We start from the raw sequence: 17266 nt of genomic DNA, 5'->3' as shown, positions 1-17266 counted from the left end.
GTCAGTGTCCTTCCGCGCCGGCGGTGGCCGGCTGTTCGCGTTCCATCAGCAGTTCGTGCAGGTCGGCGCTGACCTGGGCGACGTCGGCCAGGTGGGCGTTGCGGCCCAGGGTGCGGGGCCGGGGGATGGTCACGTCGACGACCTTGCGGATCCGGCCGGGGCGGGGGCTCAGCACGACCACCCGGTCGGCGAGCAGCACCGCCTCGTCGATCGAGTGGGTGACGAAGACGATGGTCGGCTTGTTCTCCATGTGCACCCGCTGGAGTTCGCCGGAGAGTTCCTCGCGGGTGAGCGCGTCCAGCGCGGAGAACGGCTCGTCCATCAGCATCACCCGGGGCTCACCGATCAACGACCGGCACAGCGACACCCGCTGCTGCATGCCGCCGGAGAGTTCGTGCGGCAACCGCTTCTCGAAGCCGGCCAACCCGGCCACGTCGAGCAGTTGCCGGGCCCGCTCCCGGTGCTTGGCGCGGTTCCAGCCGAAGATCTCCACGGGCAGCAGGACGTTGTCCAGCACGGTGCGCCAGGGCAGCAGCGCCGGCTTCTGGAACAGCATGGCGATGTCCTGGCGGGGGCGGGCGATCGGCGTACCGGCGACGGTGATCTCACCGGCACTCAGCGGGAGCAGCCCGGCGATGAGCCGCAGCAGTGTGGACTTGCCGCAGCCGGAGCGGCCGAGCACGGCGACGAACTCGCCCTCGGCGACGTCGAGGTTGATGCCGCGCAGCGCCTCCACCCGGCCGGACCGGCCCTCGAAGGTACGGGACACCCCGGACAGTCGGATCATCTCCGGCGTACCTCCGCTGAGTGGACGGTCAGGAATCCGACAAAGGCTAACTGCTCCGTTGAGGTATGACACCGGCTGGGGTGGTCGTCAGGTTGTATCCGTTCCGCAACCCGATACGCCTGGCGTCGCAACTGTGGGTTTCTCGTACGCTGTGCCCGCGAAGAGTCCCCCCACGACGGCGGCGCCCGGCTTCCACCCCTCCCGCCGGCCCGTCGCGACAACCCCCTCCGGTGGCCTGCCGGCCCCGGTCGGAAAGGACATGGTGCACTGATGAGAAGGCTGACCCGTACGGTCGCTACGGCCGCGCTGGCCACCGCCCTCGCCCTTGTCTCCGCCTGCAGCAGCGGGTCGGATTCGGCCGACGATGCCAAGGGCGGCGACGGCAAGACGCTGGAGAAGGTGACCTACCTCACCTCGTTCGGTAACTTCGGCCGTGACTCCTACGCCTGGGTGGCGAAGGACAAGGGCTTCTTCAAGGAAGCCGGCTTCGACGTCGAGATCAAGGCTGGCCAGGGCACCGGTGGCGTGATCCAGACCGTCGTCGGCGGCCAGGCCGACTTCGGCCCGATCGACCTCACCGGCGGTCTGCTCCAGCTCGGCAACGGCCAGGCGAAGGACTTCACCGCGGTGGCCGCGATCCAGCAGCGCACCATGGCGGGCATCGCCACCGTCGAGGGCAAGAACATCAGCTCGCCGAAGGACCTGGAGGGCAAGAAGCTCGCCGACACCCCCGGGTCCGTGGTCCGCAACCTCTTCCCGACGTACGCCCGGCTCGCCGGGGTGGACGCGACCAAGGTGACCTGGGTCAACGGTGAGGCGCAGAACCTGATCGGCACGCTGGCCTCCGGCTCGGTGGACGGCATCGGTCAGTTCGTCGTCGGTCAGCCGACCATCGAGGCGGTGGCCAAGAAGAAGGCCGTCATGCTGCCGTACAGCAACGTGATGCAGGACCTCTACGGCAACGTGCTGATCACTTCCTCGAAGATCGCCAAGGAGAAGCCCGAGATGGTGAAGAAGTTCACCGCGGCGCTGCTCAAGGGCCTGGAGTACAGCCTGGCGAACTCCAAGGAGGCCGCCGACATCCTGAAGAAGAACGTCGACGCCACCAACCCGGTCTCGGCCGCCGCGGAGCTGGAGCTGATGGCCGCGTACGTCCGTTCCGGCAACACCGGCACCGCGATCGGCACCCTGGACAGCGGTCGGGTCGCCAAGAGCATCGCCATCCTGCAGGGCGCCGGCGCGCTGAAGCAGAACATCACCCCCGAGCAGATCATCGACTTCAGCCTCGCGCCGAAGGCCTGATCGTCCGGTCGTCAGCAGGGGGTACGTCCCGCCGATCCCGGTGGGACGTACCCCCGTCGCTCGTCGGCCCCCGGCGGGCCGTGGGATTTCGAGGAGGACAGAGATGACCGACGTCCGGTCAGCGGACCCGGCGGTGGCGGAACCCGCGCCGCCGAGTGCCGGCCCCGACGCGGGGCGCGCGGGTCGAGGTGCCGGTCTTCGGGCCGGGGCTGGAGCGGCGCTGCCCGCGGTCGGCATCCTGGTCGCGCTGGCGGCGTGGTGGCTGATCGCCCGGCTGGAGCTGGTCCACCCTGTCGCCCTGCCGCCGCCCGGCGACGTGCTCAGCGCGTTCGTCGAGAAGCCCGTCCAGATGCTGGAGCACACCTGGGACACCACGCTGGAGATCCTGATCGGCTTCGCCCTCTCGGTGGCCGCAGGTGTGCTGATCGGACTCTCCCTGGCCAGCTCCCGCACTGTGGAGCGGATGTTCACGCCGCTGCTGGTCGCGGTGAACGCGGTGCCGAAGATCACGCTGGGCCCGCTGCTGGTGGTGGCGCTCGGCTGGGGCCAGAAGCCGATCCTGACCATGGTGTTCCTGCTCTGCTTCTTCCCGATCGTGCTCTCCACCGCGACCGGGTTGACCACCACGCCGGCCGACCTGGCCGAACTGGTGCGGTCCTGGAACGCCTCCCGCTGGCAGGCGTTCCGCAAGGTGCGTTTCCCGGCCGCGCTGCCGCAGATCTTCGTCGGGCTCAAGGTGGCCATGCCACTGGCCGCGATCGGCGCGGTGATCGGTGAGTTCCAGGCCGGCGAGAGCGGCCTCGGCTATGTCATCACGCAGTACGCCGGCATTGGCGACGCCGCCACCGCCTGGGCGGCGATCATGCTGGTGGCGCTGGTGAGCATCCTGCTCTACTCGGCGCTCCTGCTGATCGAGCGGTTCGCCCTCCCCTGGGTACGAGAAACCACCAGCAGCCGCTAACCCAGCAGAACTAGGAAACGTGAAGGGCCGGCCTCCCACTCAGGAGGCCGGCCCTTTCCATCGACGCTGCTGGCACAAAGGGTGTGGCCTACCGGGCCCGGCGGAGGGATCAAGCCTGACCGCCCGGAGCCGGGCACGGTCGGCCACACCCCCCCACCCGGCACCCCGACGAACCGGCCAGATGAAAGGCCCCAGCGTCTACCCCGCCAACCGCCAACGACCATTGCGGGCGACAAGCGTGGTGAGCGCCTGCGGCATCAGGCCGCTGTGGTTGTCCGGCGTCATGCGGATCGGGCCGGAGAGGCCGTCCATCTGGGACGTCTCCAGCACGTCCCGGATGCCGTTGCGGTCCACCTTCCCGATCTCACCACCGGCGCGCAGTTCGGCGTCGGCGATCAGCTGGACGGCGTCCGCGGCGAACGACGAGGACCCGTTGTAGCCACCGAAGCGGGCGGTGTAGTCCTGGAACCACTGCCGCCGCGCCGCCTTGGCCGGCGTGGTCGCGATCACGTCGTCGATCACCATGGTCTGCGTGAAGATCAGCGTGGCCTTCTCGGTCGCCTTGGCCGCCGCCCCGAGGAAGAGGTCCCCGGCCGCTGCCGCGTCGAAGTAGATCGACCCACGGAAGATGGTCTGCTGCACGCTGGTGGCGGCCAGTGTCGCCTGCTCCGGCGGGGTCCAGAAGACCATCGCGTCGGGCTTGCCCGACGCGAGCTGCTGGACCTGCTGGCTGACGTCGGTGTCGGTGGTCTTGATCCGCTGCTGTCGGAGCGTGATCCTGGCCTTGTCCAGCTCGCTCTTGAGCGCGGTCGCGCCCTCCTGGCCGTAGTCGTCGTCGCTGACCAGCATCCCCACCTTCCGGATGTTGTTGCGGCGTAGCTCAGCGGTCAGGGCGGCGGCGCTGTCCGGGGCGTTGGGGCCCAGCTTGAACACGTAGCGCCGTTCAGCGGCCGGCGCGGCGATCGCGCCGGAAGCGGCTAGCGCAATGGTGGGAATCCGCTTCTCGTTGATGGTCCCGACCGCTCCGACCGCGCATTCGTTGCAGCCGCCCATGATGATGGCGCTGACCTTCGAATCGCTGCTGAAGTCGACGATGTTGCGAAGTGACTCGGCCGAGTCGGAACGGTTGTCCTTCACCTTCAGGTCGATCTTCCGGCCGTTCAGTGCACCGGAGGCGTTCAACTGATCGACCTTGAGTTTGAGGGCGCGCTGGTATGTCCGGCCAACAGTGGCTGCGGCGCCGGAGAGTTCGAGATCGGCAGCGATCACGATCGGACTCGTGTCCTGTTCCGCCTCGCCAAACTGGCAGCCGGTGAGCGTGGTGGCCACTACGGCCGATGCGAGCGCCGCGATGGTCGCGGAGCGGATGGGGCTCAACTCAGTCCTCCAGGTGCGGGCGCGGGCGCTGCCCGGTCACCGCCGCTAATCCGTCCTCAGTGGAGGACGGGATCTCCTCTGCCGTACGGTGTGCGCGAAGCCTGCAAAACCTTGCCAATGGCCGGCGCTGTGGTCAAGCGCGGACCCCGGCAGCATTTTCGGGACGGCCATCCCACATGCTGGGGTAACGCAATGTTTGCAAAAGCTCACTTTGCATACACGCGTGACCACTCTGGAGTTACATGCCCTGTTCAGGGGCTTGCGGAAATGAAGGTATCAGTTGCCCGGATCACGGGATGCGCTCCGTCCGACCGTTTCCTACCTCACTGCGGCTTCCCAAACACGATCATCTCTGATGAAATCGCGGCCGTGCCGCGCGTGGTCCCCTCCGCTTACGGCATGGCTCGGCGGCTCAGGCGGGGAAGAAACGACGGAGGCGATGTCGTGAGCACCGGACCGACGACCCTGCCCACGCTCGGCGATAGCGGTCGGCCTGCGCGCCGACGGATGCCGAGACTGCGTGACGCCCGGATCCGGTCCAAGTTGGCGTTGATTCTGGTCGTCCCGGTGGCGGCGGTGATCGCGCTGGCCACGGTCCGCCTGATCTCCGTCGGCGAGGGCGCGTTCGACGCCACCCGGGCCCGGTCACTGACGGCCCTCTCCGTCGACGTCAGCGCCCTCACCCAGGACCTCCAGGCCGAACGAATGGCAGCGGCCGCCTACCTGGCCGCTCCGCAGCAGCCGGCCGACGCGTACAACCTGCGGGTCCGCCAGACGCAGCAGCAGGTGGACGAGTACCGCGCCGAGCGGGGCCGGATCGGCGACGTGCCGGCCGCCCTGCGGGACCGGCTGGCCGCCATCGACGATCACCTGGCCACCCTGGACGGCACCCGTCAGGAGGTGCTGGACCGCCGGCAGATGGCGGTCGCCGAGGCGGTGCTCCGCTACGGAGTCATTCTCACCGACCTGGTCTCGTACGGTGACGGCCTGGCCCAGCTGCCCGGCGCCGAGAGCCTGGCGGACAGCCGCCGCGCGGTCGCCGCCTTCGCCCGCGCCAAGGCTTCCGTCGCCGAGGAACAGGCCGTCGCCTTCACCGCGTTGACGGCCGGCCAGCTCGACTCGGAGCAGTTCTCCTCCTTCGTGGCAACGTTGACGGGTCAGCAGGAGGCCCTGGTCGCCTTCTCGCTGGCCGCCGACCCGGTGCAGCGCGCCCTGGTCGACAGCACCGTCTCCGGCGACGCGGTCGGCCTGGCCGACCGGGTGGCCGCCGACATCACCCGCTCGGTCGGGCAGCGCCCGCTGGTCACCGCACAGGACGCCACGGCGGCGATCGGCGCCGTGAACGACCTGATGCGCTGGGCCGAGATCCAACTGCAGGACCGACTGCTCCAGCAGGCCGACCAGGCCCGCTCGGACGTCATCCGGCAGGCAGTGGTCGAGTCGATCCTGGTGCTGCTGACCCTGATCATCGCCGTGTCGCTGGCCGTGGTGCTGGCCCGCTCGCTCAACCACTCGCTGCGCCGACTGCGTGAGGGTGCCCTCTCGGTGGCCAACCACGACCTGCCCGACGCCGTGCAGCGGCTGCAGAACATGGGCAGTGTGGGTGACGGCGGGGTGGACGAGATCGTCCGCCAGGTCCGGGACCCCATCCAGCTGAACACCCGCGACGAGGTCGGTCAGGTGGCGCTGGCCTTCAACGTCGTACACCGGGAGGCGGTGCGGGTCGCCGCCGAGCAGGCGGCACTGCGTACCAGCGTCTCGGCGATGTTCCTCAACCTGGCCCGCCGTAGTCAGACCCTGGTCGACCGGATGATCGGCGAGCTGGACGCGATCGAGCGCGGCGAGGAGGACCCGAAGCGGCTGGCGCAGCTTTTCGAACTGGACCACCTGGCCACTCGAATGCGCCGCAACGACGAGAATCTGCTGGTCCTGGCCGGCGCCGACTCCGCCGCACCGCGTCACGACAACGCGCTGGTGGTGGATGTGCTGCGCGCCGCCCAGTCCGAGGTGGAGCTCTACAACCGCATCGAGTTCGGCACCGTGGACACCGACATCGAGGTGGCCGCGCACGCGGTCAACGACGTGGTACGCCTCGTCGCCGAGCTGCTCGACAACGCCACCCGGTTCTCGCCACCGAACACCACTGTGGTCGCCGACGGTCGCCGGATCCGCGACTACGTGCTGATCCAGATCGAGGACCGCGGGCTTGGCCTCACCGACGACCAGCTCGACTCGCTCAACCGGCGGCTGGCCGCCCCACCGAGCGTGGACGTCGCCGCGTTCCGACTGATGGGTCTGGCCGTGGTGAGCCGACTCGCCTCCCGCTACGGCATCCGGGTCGAGTTGCGCCGCAACGTCGAGGGCGGCACCGTCGCCCAGGTGACGTTGCCCGCCGCCACAGTGGTGCTGCCCAGCAACCGGGGCCGCGAGCAGGTGCTCACCCGCCCGCGTCAGCCGATGGCCGTGGAGCAGGCGCCGCTCACCCCGGCCGGCCACGCCGAGCAGTTCGCCGGTGCCGCGACGACCGCGGCGACGTTGCCCGACCAGTGGCGGACCAGCCCGCCGGCACCCGCCCAGTGGCAGTCGCCGCTGGACTCGCGGGACACCACCCCGGCCGTACAGGCGGGTGGCTACACCGGCCCGCGCTCGACGATGCCGCCGGCCCCCGCCGCCCCCGCACCCGCCGCCCCGCTCCCGCCGGCCCGGCCGGCCTACAGCAACGGCGCGGGCGCCTCGCTGGGCAGCCCGACAGTGGCCTACCCGACCGTCGACCCGCTGCCCCGGCGTGGCACCACCCCGGACACCCCGGAGACCGCTGATGGGCGTGGCGCCCACGGCCTCCCGGTCGGGCCGGTCGCCGGGCCGGGCGCTGTGGCACCGCCGGCCGTTCCGTCGGTGCCCGCCGCACCGGTCAGCACCCGGCCCGACTTCCCGGCCGAGGCCCCGATCTTCCGGGAGATGGAGGCGGTCTGGTTCCGGTCGCACGGCGACGACGCCACCGCGATCTTCACCCGGCCCAACTTCGACGAGCCGCCCGCGCCCGCCACCACCGCAGCGGCCGACGCCGGCCTGCGCACCGGCAACGGCGGCCAGCCGAGCGCCGGGTCGGTGCCGGCCGCGTCGCCGGCCCGACCGAAACTGCCGACCCGTACCCCGGGCAGCTCCGGCACCGACGGGACGGCCACCCCGGGCGCCGACGGCCTCGGCGCCAGCATGGACGGTTTCGGGGCGCGGCCGTCGGCGCCGCCGACGTACGCCCCGCCCCCGGCCGCCCGGACGGCTCCGGCCGCACCCGCACCCGCACCCGCACCCGCACCCGCCCCCGCCCCCGCCCCCGCCCCCGCCCCCGACCCGGGCGCATGGCGTACGGCGGCGGACGAAGGCTGGTCCCGGGCCAGTCGGGCTGCCGAGCCGGCTCCCGCCGGGACCACCCGCTCCGGATTGCCCAAGCGGGTGCCGCAGCAGCAGCTCGTGCCGGGTGGCATCGAACCGAAGAGCGGCCGGGACCGCAGCCGGCGGACCCCGGATGAAGTACGTGGTCTGCTGTCGGCCTACCACCGCGGTGTGCAGCGCGGTCGGACGGCCGGAACGGACCTGAACAGCACCTCGACCAAGGAGAGCCGATGAACAGGCCAGCTGCCATGCAGGACATGGGTTGGCTGCTCACCAACTTCGCCGACAGCGTGGCGGGCATCGCCCACGTGGTGGCGGTGTCCGCAGACGGGCTGCTGCTCGCGTCCTCCCGGGATCTGCCGGGGGACCGGGCGGACCAGCTCGCCGCGATCACCTCCGGGGTGGTGAGCCTGACCGAGGGCGCGGCCCGGATGTTCAGCGCGGGCGGGGTGTTGCAGACAGTCATCGAGATGGACAGCGGGTATCTCTTCCTGATGTCGATCAGCGACGGCTCCTCGATGGCCGTGCTGGCCGCGCGCAGCTGCGACGTGGGCCAGGTGGGCTACGAGATGGCGCTGCTGGTCGAGCGGGTGGGTGCCGCGCTGGTGCCGCTGCCGCGCGACGCGGTGCGCTCTTAGCACCGGAAGGCGGCGCTCATTTCGAGCGCCGGACCAGGGACGGGAGGCGGCACAGTCCGGCTCAGCAGGGGACGAGGAGGTGATCGGGAATGGACCAACGACGCGCTGACCCGCGTGGCGCGCTGGTGCGTCCGTACGCGGTCACCCGTGGTCGTACCGAGCCCCGGCAGGACATCGCCCTCGAGGCCGTCCTGACCGCCTCTCCCACCCAGGTCGCCGAGTCCCGCTTCGCCGGGCACGACAAGCACCGCATCGCCACGGTCTGTGAGGGCCGAGCACAGTCGCTGGCGGAGATCGCCGCGTATACCCGGATGCCGCTGGGCGTCGCCCGGGTGTTGGTCGCCGACATGGTGGCCGAGAGCCTGCTGACGTTACACACTGCTGCTCCCGCCGAGGGGTTCGAGGAGCGGATGGAACTGCTTGGAAGGGTGCTAAGTGGACTTCGCAGGCTATGACCCCGCAGGGGGGCGGCCGGGCCGGGGAATCGTCTCCGCGAAGATCGTCGTCGCGGGCGGCTTCGGCGTCGGTAAGACGACACTGGTCGGGGCGATCTCCGAGATCACACCGCTGACCACAGAGGCGTTGATGACCGCGGCGGGTGTCGGCATCGACGATCCGTCCAAGGTGCCGGGCAAGGAGACCACCACGGTCGCCATGGACTTCGGCCGGATCACCATGGCCCAGGACCTGATCCTGTACCTATTCGGTACACCGGGTCAGACTCGGTTCTGGTTCATGTGGGACGAGATCATCCGTGGGGCGGTGGGTGCCGCCGTGCTGGTGGACACCCGCCGGATCACCGACGCCTTCGCCCCGCTGGACTACTTCGAGAACCGCAACCTGCCGTACGTGGTGGCGCTGAACAAGTTCGACGGCGCACCGCAGTACGAGGCCGAGGAGGTCCGCGAGGCGCTGGCCATCTCGCCGCAGGTGCCGCTCGTGATGACCGACGCCCGGCAGCGGGACTCGGTCAAGCAGGTGCTGGTGACTGTGGTCGAGCACGCCATGCTCCGGCTCCAGTCCGAGCACGGGCGGGGCTTCCCGACGCCGGTCGGCTGAAACGCCGCGTCACGGCCGGCGCGCGACGGCCGGCCGTGACGCGTTCAGGGCGCGTGTCGAGGCCCCCGGCTCGACCGGGGACTTCGCCGCACGCCCTAGTCGACCCGGAGCCGGTAGCCGCGCTTCACCACTGTCTGCACCACGCGGGGCGCGCGCAGGCCGGCGCGTAGCCGGGCGACGGCCATCTCCACTGCGTGCTCGTCCGCGCCCCGGGGCAGCGTCCTCAGCAACGCCGTGCGGGACAACACCCGACCCGGGGACTGGGCCAGCGCCCGCAGCACCGCCATCGGCGCGGGCGCCAGTGGCCGCAGCTCACCGTCGATCACCGCGGCGTGCCCGCGCAACGTGAGCAGGTGCCCGCCGGCCTTGAACGTCACGGTCCGGCGGGGCAGCTCGTCGACGATGGTCCGCACCAGTGCGCCCAACCGGGCCCGACCGGGCGCGCTCACCGGCACCCCGTGCCGCAGCAGCGGCTCGGCGGTCACCGCCCCGACGCAGCTGGCCAGCACGTCGCTGCGCAACGCGGACAGCACCGCGTCGGTGCGGTCACCGGCGGCCCGCAGCAACGCCTCGGCCGCCGGCGCCGAGGTGAACGTCACCGCGTCCACCAGCCGACCGGCGATCAGGTCGATCAGCCGGTGCAGCGGGGCCGGGTCGGTCGGCGGTGCCCAGCGGTAGACCGGCACCTCGATGACAGTGGCACCCGCCGCCTCCAGCGCGAGCGTGCACTCGGGCTGCCGCTCGCCGTGCAGCTGCATGGCGATGACCTGCCCGGCCACGCCGCGCCGGCGCAGGTGGTCGACCACCTCGTCGCAGCTTTCCGAGGCGGGCGACCACTGGTCGTGCAGCCCGGCCGCCCGGATCGCGCCGCGTGCCTTCGGGCCGCGCGCCACCACGTACGAGCTGGCCAACACGGATCGCAGCGGCTCGGCCAGCCCCCAGCCCTCGGCCGCCTCCAACCAGCCGCGCATGCCGATGCCGGTGTTGGCCATCAAGATGTCCGGCGGCTGGTCGAGGCAGGCACGGGTCGCCTCGCGCAGCTCGGTGTCGTCGGACAGCGGCACGATCCGCAGCGCCGGGGCGAGCACCACCCGGGCGCCCCGTCGTTCGAGCAGCGCGGCCAACTCGTCGCGCCGCCGGTCGGCGGTCACCCCGATGGTGAAGCCCGCCAGTTCTTCCCGCATCAACCCTCCTGTCGCAGCCGCACCTCGACCAGCCCGTTGCGGCAACGTGCGTCGTGTCGGGCCACGGCCACCCCGGGCAGGTCGAGGCAGTGCCCGCTGCGCAGGTCGTACACCTGCTTGTGCAGCGGTGACGCGACAGTCGGCACTCCGCCGCGGCTGCCGACGATGCCCCGGGACAGCACGTACGCCCCGGAGACCGGGTCGCGGTTGTCGATCGCGAACAGCTCGTCGGCGGTCCGGAAGAGCGCGATCTGCACCCCGTCGACCAGGGCGGCGACGCCCCGGTCCGGCTCCAACCGGTCGAGCGGGCAGACGGTGGTCCAGGTCAGCGTGAGGGTCTGGGTCATCGCCGTACCTCCGGTAGGCCGAGGGTGACCGGTTGCCGACGGTGACCATTGGTCGGCTCGGATCCGGTCGGGGACTGGTCGCGTACGGGGACCGGCTGGCCGCGTTCCCGGGTGAAGGTGATCGACGGGTCCGGTACGTCGGGGGCGTTGACGAAGGAGGTGTAGCGGCGCAGCCGATCCGGGTCCTCCAGGACGTCGCGCCACTCGTCGGAGTACGACGACACGTGCTGGGCCATCGCCGCGTCGAGGTCCTCGCAGAGTCCGAGCGAGTCGTCCACGATCACCGAGCGCAGGTGGTCAAGGCCGCCGTCCATGGCCTCGATCCAGCCGGCGGTGCGTTGCAGCCGGTCGGCGGTGCGGATGTAGTAGATCAGGAATCTGTCGATCAGCCTGATCAGCGCGTCCGTGGACAGGTCGGTGGCGAACAGGTCGGCGTGCCGGGGCCGGAAACCACCGTTGCCGCCGACGTAGAGATTCCAGCCGGTCTCGGTGGCGATGATGCCGAAGTCCTTGCTGCGCGCCTCCGCGCACTCCCGGGCGCAACCGGAGACCGCCGACTTCAGCTTGTGCGGAGCACGCAGCCCGCGATAGCGCAGCTCCAGCGCGACGGCCAGTCCCACCGAGTCCTGCACCCCGTACCGGCACCAGGTCTCGCCCACGCACGACTTCACGGTGCGCAGCGCCTTGCCGTACGCGTGCCCGGACTCGAAGCCGGCGTCGACCAGCCGCCGCCAGATCTGCGGCAGCTGCTCCACCCGCGCCCCGAACAGGTCGATCCGCTGCCCACCGGTGATCTTCGTGTAGAGCTGGAAGTCCCGGGCGACCTCGCCGATCACGATCAGCTTCTCCGGGGTGATCTCGCCGCCCGGGATCCGGGGCACCACCGAGTAGCTGCCGTCGCGTTGCAGGTTGGCCAGGAAGTGGTCGTTGGTGTCCTGCAACGACGCCTGTTCGCCGTCGAGCACGTGCCCGCTGCCCAGCGAGGCGAGGATGGACGCCACCACCGGCTTACAGATGTCGCAGCCGCGGCCACTACCGTGCTCGGCGACCAGCCGGGAGAAGGTGCGGATGCCGCGGACGCGGACGATCTCGAACAGCTCCCGCCGGCTGACGTCGAAGTGCTCGCAGAGCGCGCTGGACTGTGCCACCCCTGCCGCGTCCAGGAGCTGCTTCAACATCGGCACGCAGGACCCGCAGCTGGTGCCGGCCCGGGTGCACGCCTTCAACGCCGGAACGTCCGCGCAACCGTCGGCGATGGCGGCGTCCACGTCGCCCCGGGTCACCGCGTTGCAGGAGCAGACCTGCGCGGCGGCGGGCAGGGCCCCGGCGTCCGCGCCGCCACCGTCCGGGGCGAGCAGCGCCAGCGGCGCGGCCGGCAGCGGGCCGCCCACACTGGCCCGCAGCGTCGGGTACGCGCTGGCGTCACCGACCAGCACCCCGCCGAGCAGGGTGTGCGCGTCGTCGGAGAGGACCAGCTTCGCGTAGACCCGGGTGGCCGGGTCGGTGAACGTGACGTCCAGGCAGCCCTCGGTCGTGCCGTGGGCGTCGCCGAACGAGGCCACGTCGACGCCGAGCAGCTTGAGTTTGGTGGCGGTGTCCGCGCCCGGGAAGGTCGCCGCGCCGCCGACCAGCCGATCGGCCACCACCTCGGCCGTCGCGTACCCCGGCGCGACCAGACCGTGGCAGGTGCCGTCGACCGCCGCGCACTCTCCGACGGCCCAGATCCGCTCGTCGGCGGTACGACAGGTCGCGTCGACAAGCACCCCGCCGCGCGGGCCCAGCGGCAGGCCGGCGTCCCTGGCCAACTGGTCCCGGGGCCGGATGCCGGCGGCCACCACCACCAGCTCGGCGTCGAGGGCGGTGCCGTCGGACAGTTCCAGGGCGGCGACGCCGCCGTCCGGGCCCTGACGGATCGCTGTGGTCGCCACCCCGAGATGGGTCCGTACGCCCAACTCGTCGACGTAGCGGCGGAGCATCGCGCCGCCGGCCTGGTCCACCTGCACCGGCATCAGCCGGGGCGCGAACTCGACCACGTCGGTGCTCAGGCCGAGCAGTCGCAGGGCATTGGCGGCCTCCAGCCCGAGCAGCCCGCCACCGATCACCGCGCCGACCCGCCGGCCCCGCGCGTACGCCCGGATCGCCGCCAGGTCGTCAAGGGTCCGGTAGACGAAGACCCCGGGCAGTTCCGTGCCGGCCACCGGCGGCACGAACGCGTACGACCCGGTGGCGAGCACCAGCGCGTCGTAGCGGTATTCGCCGAGGGCGGTGGTCACGACCTGGCGATCCCGGTCGACGGCGGTGGCCGGCTCGCCGAGTCGCAGCCGCACCCCGTCGTGCGGAGTGTGCAGGTTGAGTTCGCTCTCACTCACCCCGTCGAAGTACGCCGAGAGCCGCACCCTGTCGTACGCCGGGCGCCCCTCCTCGGCCAGCACTGTCACCCGCCAGTTGCCCTGTGGGTCGCGGGCGTGCAGCGCGTCCACGAAACGCTGCCCGACCATGCCGTTGCCGATGACGACCAGTTCGCCGCCGCTCATCGCGTCACCTCCACCGATTCCGCCTGGCTCAGCCAGTCGACGATGCCGCTCACCGCGTCCCGGCATCCGCCGCATCCGGTGCCGGCCCGGGTCGCGGCCACCACCGCATCGACAGTCCGGGCACCGGAGCGCCAGCTTCTGACCAGTGCGCCCTTGCTCACCGTGTTGCACTGACAGACCGTGGCCGCGTCCGGCATCAGCGCCGGTGAGGCGGCCGGGGTAGCGCCGACCGCACCGAGTGCCCGGCCGAGCAGCAGCGCCCGTCGGTCACTCGGCACCGGCTGACCACGGTCGAAGAGTTGGATCACCGTGCCGACCGCCGGGTTGTCGCCGAGCAGGATCGCGCCGATCAACCGCTCGTCCCGGATCCGCAACCGGGCGTACGTGCCCCGGGTCGGGTCGGCGAAGGTCAGCTCCTCGCCCGGCCCGCCACTTGCCGCGTCACCCATCGACGCCAGGTCGATGCCGGCGGCCTTCAGCCGGGTCACCACCGGCCGGGGCCGGTACCGGGCCAGTGGGTCCGTCCCGGTCAGCACGTCGGCGAGCACCTGGGCCTGGGCCCAGGCGGGCGCGACCAGCCCGGTGAGCACGCCGTCGTGCTCGGCGCAGTCGCCGATCGCCGAGATGGACCGGTCGGTGGTGCGGAGCCTGTCGTCCACCACCACGCCGCGCCGCACCGTCAGGCCGGCGGCCTGCGCGAGGGCGGTGTCCGGGCGTACGCCGCAGGAGAGCACCAGCAGGTCGGCGCGGAGCGACCGGCCGTCGGCCAGGTCGAGGCGGACACCACTGGCGTCCGCGGCCACGCCGGTCGCCGACACCCCCAGTTGGACGGTGACGCCGAAACCGGCGAGCGTGCCCGCGAGCACCGCGCCGGCCACCGGGTCCAGTTGCCGTTCCATCAGGTGCTCTCTCGGGTGCACCACTGTGGTGGCCAGCCCCCGGGTGGCCAGCCCTCGCGCGGCCTCCAGACCGAGCAGCCCGCCGCCGAGGACCAGCGCGCTGCGGGCGCCGTCCGCGGCGGCGAGGATCCGCCGGCAGTCGTCCAGGGTCCGGAAGGGGACCACCCGCTCCGGCAGGTTCGCCGGGTCGAGGCCGGGAAGCGTCGGCACCACCGCCCGCGCGCCGGTGGCCAGCACCAGGTGGTCGTACCCGATTCGTTCGCCGTCGTCGGTGCGGACCTCCCGGGCGGACCTGTCGACAGCGATCACCGGTACGCCGCTGCGCAGGTCGACGCCGTGCCCGGCGGCTTCGGTCAGCTCCACGTCCGGCTCGTCGATCCGGCCGGCCAGCAGGGTGGAGAGCAGGATCCGGTTGTACGCGCGGTGCGGCTCGGCCCCGAGCACTGTGACCTTCCGGTCTCCCTCCCGGGCGTGCAGCTCACCGGCGAGGCGCGCGCCCGCCATCCCGTTGCCGACGATGACCACCCGGGCGGTCATGCCTTCTCCACCCGAACCGCGCAGATCTTGAACTCGGGCATCCCGGAGATCGGGTCCACCGCGTCATTGGTCACCGAGTTGGCGCGTCCCGCCCCCGCGTAGTGGAACGGGGCGAACACGGTGTCGGGTCGGATCCCGGCGCTGAGCCGGGCCGGCGCGCGGAACTCACCTCGCCGGGAGGTGACCCGGACCGGGTCGCCGTCGTCGATGCCCAGCCGGGTGGCCAGGTCGGGGTGCAGTTCGACGAACGCCTCCGGGGCGGCGCGGCGCAGCGCGGCCACCCGTCGGGTCTGGGTGCCCGACTGGTACTGCGCCAGCACCCGACCGGTGGTGAAGTGCAGCGGGTACGTGGCGCAGACCTCCTCGGCGGCCGGCCGATGGTCGACGGGGTGGAAGCGGGCCCGGCCGTCCGGGGTGGCGAACCGGTCGGCGAAGAGTCGGGGCGTGTCCGGCCCGTCCTCGGTCGGGCAGGGCCAGTAGACCCCGTCGTCGGCGTCGATCCGGTCCCAGCTGATGCCGGCGTAGTCGGCGGCCCCACCTGCGGAGGCGCGGCGCAGCTCGGCGAAGACGACGGCCGGGTCGGCCGGGAACCGAGCCGCCGCGACGGCGGCCGGTCGCACGCTGGCCGGGTTGGCGTCGGTCGGGTCGACGTCAGCCGATTCGGCGTCGGCCAGCCGTGCCGCCAGGTCGGAGATGATGGCGAGGTCGGTCCGGACACCCGGCGGGGGCGGCCGTAGCGCGCGTCGACGCAGCACCCGACCTTCCAGGTTCGTCATGGTGCCGTCCTCCTCGGCCCACTGCGCGGTGGGCAGCACCACGTCCGCCAGCGCGGCCGTCTCGGAGAGCAGGAGGTCCGCGACGACCAACAGGTCGAGGTCGCGCAGCCGGCCCTCGATCCGGGCCGCCCGGGGTGCCGAGACCACCGGGTTCGATCCGAACACCAGCATCGCGCGCGGGCCACCCGGGGTGCCGAGCGAGTCGAGCAGTTGGTAGGCGGGCACTCCCGGGCCGGGCAGTTCGTCGGCCGGCACGCCCCAGACCCCGGCCACGTGCTCGCGGGCCGCCGGGTCGTCGATCCGCCGGTAACCGGGGAGCTGGTCGGCCTTCTGCCCGTGCTCCCGGCCGCCCTGGCCGTTGCCCTGGCCGGTGAGGCAGCCGTACCCCGAACCGTCGCGGCCGGGCAGACCGAGGGCGAGGGCGAGATTGACGTACGAGGTGACGGTGTCCACCCCCTTGGCGTGCTGCTCCGCGCCGCGCGCGGTCAGGATGATCACGCGACCGCCGGTGCCCAGCGCGCGGGCGGTCGCCTCCAGGTCGGCCACCGGCACCCCGGAGAGCTGTTCCGCGCGGGCCGGCCACCAGGCGGCGACGCCTCGACGGACCGCGTCGAAACCGGTGGTGCGGTCCGCCACGTAGGCGCGGTCGACCCAACCCTCGGTGAGGGCGATGTGCAGCAGCGCGTTGGCCACCGCGAGGTCGGTGCCGGGCAGCGGTTGCAGGTGCAGATCGGCCTGGCGGGCGGTGGCGGTGACCCGGGGGTCGATGACGATCAGTTTCCCGCCGTTGCGGCGCTGCTCGGTGAGCCAGCGCACCAGCGGCGGCATGGTCTCCGCCGGGTTCGCTCCGACCAGCAGCAGGGTGTCGGCCCGACCCAGGTCGGCGAGGGGGAACGGGAGCCCACGGTCGATGCCGAAGGCGCGCATCCCGGCGGCTGCCGCCGAGGACATGCAGAACCGTCCGTTGTAGTCGATGTGCCGGGTGCGCAGCCCGATCCGGGCGAACTTTCCCAACGCGTACGCCTTCTCGTTGGTCAGGCCACCACCGCCGAAGACGGCGACCGCGTCCCGGCCGGCGTCGTCCTGGACGGCGCGGATGCCGGCGACCACCCGATCGAGCGCGGTGTCCCAGCTCGCCGGGTGCAGTTCGCCGGTGGCCGCGTCGCGCACCAGCGGAGTGGTCAGCCGTTCCGGGTGGTCGAGCAGTTCGGCGGCGGTCCAACCCTTCTGGCAGAGCCCGCCCCGGTTGGTGGGGAACTCACGCGGGTGGACCGTCACACCGGCGTCGTCCGCGCGCAGCGTCATCCCGCACTGCAGTGCGCAGTACGGGCAGTGCGTCGCCACTTCCCGGGGCGTCAGCCCCGGTGGAGTCGCCGACCGTGCACCGTCTGTCATGTCGGGAAAGCGTGCCGTCGGGCGGTTTCCGGTCCGGGTCCCTTCTGTTTCGGTCCTGTCAAGTGGGGCTCACACCG

Annotated in this window: 13 protein-coding genes; 6 read left to right on the top strand and 7 right to left on the bottom strand. The window is 71.9% G+C overall.

All coding sequences use genetic code 11. The annotated features are described in order from the left end of the window. Position 1 precedes the first annotated feature (1 nt). Positions 2–787 (bottom strand): ABC transporter ATP-binding protein, encoded by a 786-nt coding sequence (locus ABZ794_RS15745; protein WP_210784140.1) that lies wholly within the window; start codon positions 785–787, stop codon positions 2–4. Positions 788–1057: 270 nt separating this feature from the next. Between ABZ794_RS15745 and ABZ794_RS15740 the strand changes: the two genes are divergently transcribed. Then, positions 1058–2089, top strand: a complete 1032-nt coding sequence (locus ABZ794_RS15740; protein ID WP_210784141.1) for an ABC transporter substrate-binding protein — start codon at positions 1058–1060, stop codon at positions 2087–2089. A 103-nt stretch (positions 2090–2192) separates the two neighbouring features. Next, positions 2193–3050 (top strand): ABC transporter permease, encoded by an 858-nt coding sequence (locus ABZ794_RS15735; protein ID WP_210784142.1) that lies wholly within the window; start codon positions 2193–2195, stop codon positions 3048–3050. A 198-nt stretch (positions 3051–3248) separates the two neighbouring features. On the opposite strand, the gene ABZ794_RS15730 is transcribed toward ABZ794_RS15735, so the two are convergent. Further along, positions 3249–4427 (bottom strand): ABC transporter substrate-binding protein, encoded by a 1179-nt coding sequence (locus ABZ794_RS15730; RefSeq protein WP_210784143.1) that lies wholly within the window; start codon positions 4425–4427, stop codon positions 3249–3251. 444 nt (positions 4428–4871) lie between these two features. Between ABZ794_RS15730 and ABZ794_RS15725 the strand changes: the two genes are divergently transcribed. From ABZ794_RS15725 to ABZ794_RS15710, 4 genes are all read left to right on the top strand, one after another. Then, the gene (locus tag ABZ794_RS15725; protein WP_357516047.1) at positions 4872–8054 is read left to right on the top strand and encodes a nitrate- and nitrite sensing domain-containing protein; all 3183 of its coding nucleotides are present in this window, start codon (positions 4872–4874) and stop codon (positions 8052–8054) included. After that, positions 8051–8458, top strand: coding sequence for a roadblock/LC7 domain-containing protein (locus ABZ794_RS15720; RefSeq protein WP_007465177.1), 408 nt, complete (start codon positions 8051–8053; stop codon positions 8456–8458). The genes ABZ794_RS15725 and ABZ794_RS15720 overlap by 4 nt, the downstream gene beginning before the upstream one ends. 89 nt (positions 8459–8547) lie before the next feature. After that, a complete protein-coding gene (locus ABZ794_RS15715; RefSeq protein WP_007465174.1) occupies positions 8548–8913 on the top strand; it encodes a DUF742 domain-containing protein in 366 nt (121 codons plus the stop codon). After that, positions 8894–9517 carry an ATP/GTP-binding protein gene (locus tag ABZ794_RS15710; RefSeq protein ID WP_030329978.1) on the top strand — a complete coding sequence of 208 codons (624 nt, stop codon included), beginning with the start codon at positions 8894–8896 and terminating at the stop codon, positions 9515–9517. The genes ABZ794_RS15715 and ABZ794_RS15710 overlap by 20 nt, the downstream gene beginning before the upstream one ends. Positions 9518–9612: 95 nt before the next feature. Here ABZ794_RS15710 and ABZ794_RS15705 read toward each other — a convergent pair whose 3' ends face one another. From ABZ794_RS15705 to ABZ794_RS15685, 5 genes are read right to left on the bottom strand one after another with little or no spacing between them, the layout of a single operon-like run. Beyond that, a complete protein-coding gene (locus ABZ794_RS15705) occupies positions 9613–10701 on the bottom strand; it encodes a uroporphyrinogen-III synthase (RefSeq protein ID WP_238679479.1) in 1089 nt (362 codons plus the stop codon). Continuing rightward, positions 10701–11048 carry a nitrite reductase small subunit NirD gene (gene nirD, locus ABZ794_RS15700; RefSeq protein WP_210783265.1) on the bottom strand — a complete coding sequence of 116 codons (348 nt, stop codon included), beginning with the start codon at positions 11046–11048 and terminating at the stop codon, positions 10701–10703. Before nirD ends, ABZ794_RS15705 begins: the two co-directional genes overlap by 1 nt. After that, on the bottom strand, positions 11045–13582 hold the full coding sequence (nirB, locus tag ABZ794_RS15695) for a nitrite reductase large subunit NirB (RefSeq protein ID WP_210783267.1): 2538 nt from the start codon (positions 13580–13582) through the stop codon (positions 11045–11047). The genes nirD and nirB overlap by 4 nt, the downstream gene beginning before the upstream one ends. Next, positions 13579–15018: an FAD-dependent oxidoreductase gene (locus ABZ794_RS15690; protein ID WP_357516044.1), complete on the bottom strand. Its 1440-nt coding sequence runs from the start codon at positions 15016–15018 to the stop codon at positions 13579–13581. Before ABZ794_RS15690 ends, nirB begins: the two co-directional genes overlap by 4 nt. Then, on the bottom strand, positions 15015–17189 hold the full coding sequence (locus ABZ794_RS15685; RefSeq protein ID WP_210783271.1) for a molybdopterin oxidoreductase family protein: 2175 nt from the start codon (positions 17187–17189) through the stop codon (positions 15015–15017). The genes ABZ794_RS15690 and ABZ794_RS15685 overlap by 4 nt, the downstream gene beginning before the upstream one ends. Positions 17190–17266 lie beyond the last annotated feature (77 nt).

It is taken from the genome of Micromonospora sp. NPDC047187, assembly GCF_040643355.1.
Taxonomy (GTDB): domain Bacteria; phylum Actinomycetota; class Actinomycetes; order Mycobacteriales; family Micromonosporaceae; genus Micromonospora; species Micromonospora salmantinae.
The sequence above is the reverse complement of the archived record's forward strand: the minus strand, read 5'-3'. Positions and strand labels throughout refer to the sequence as shown.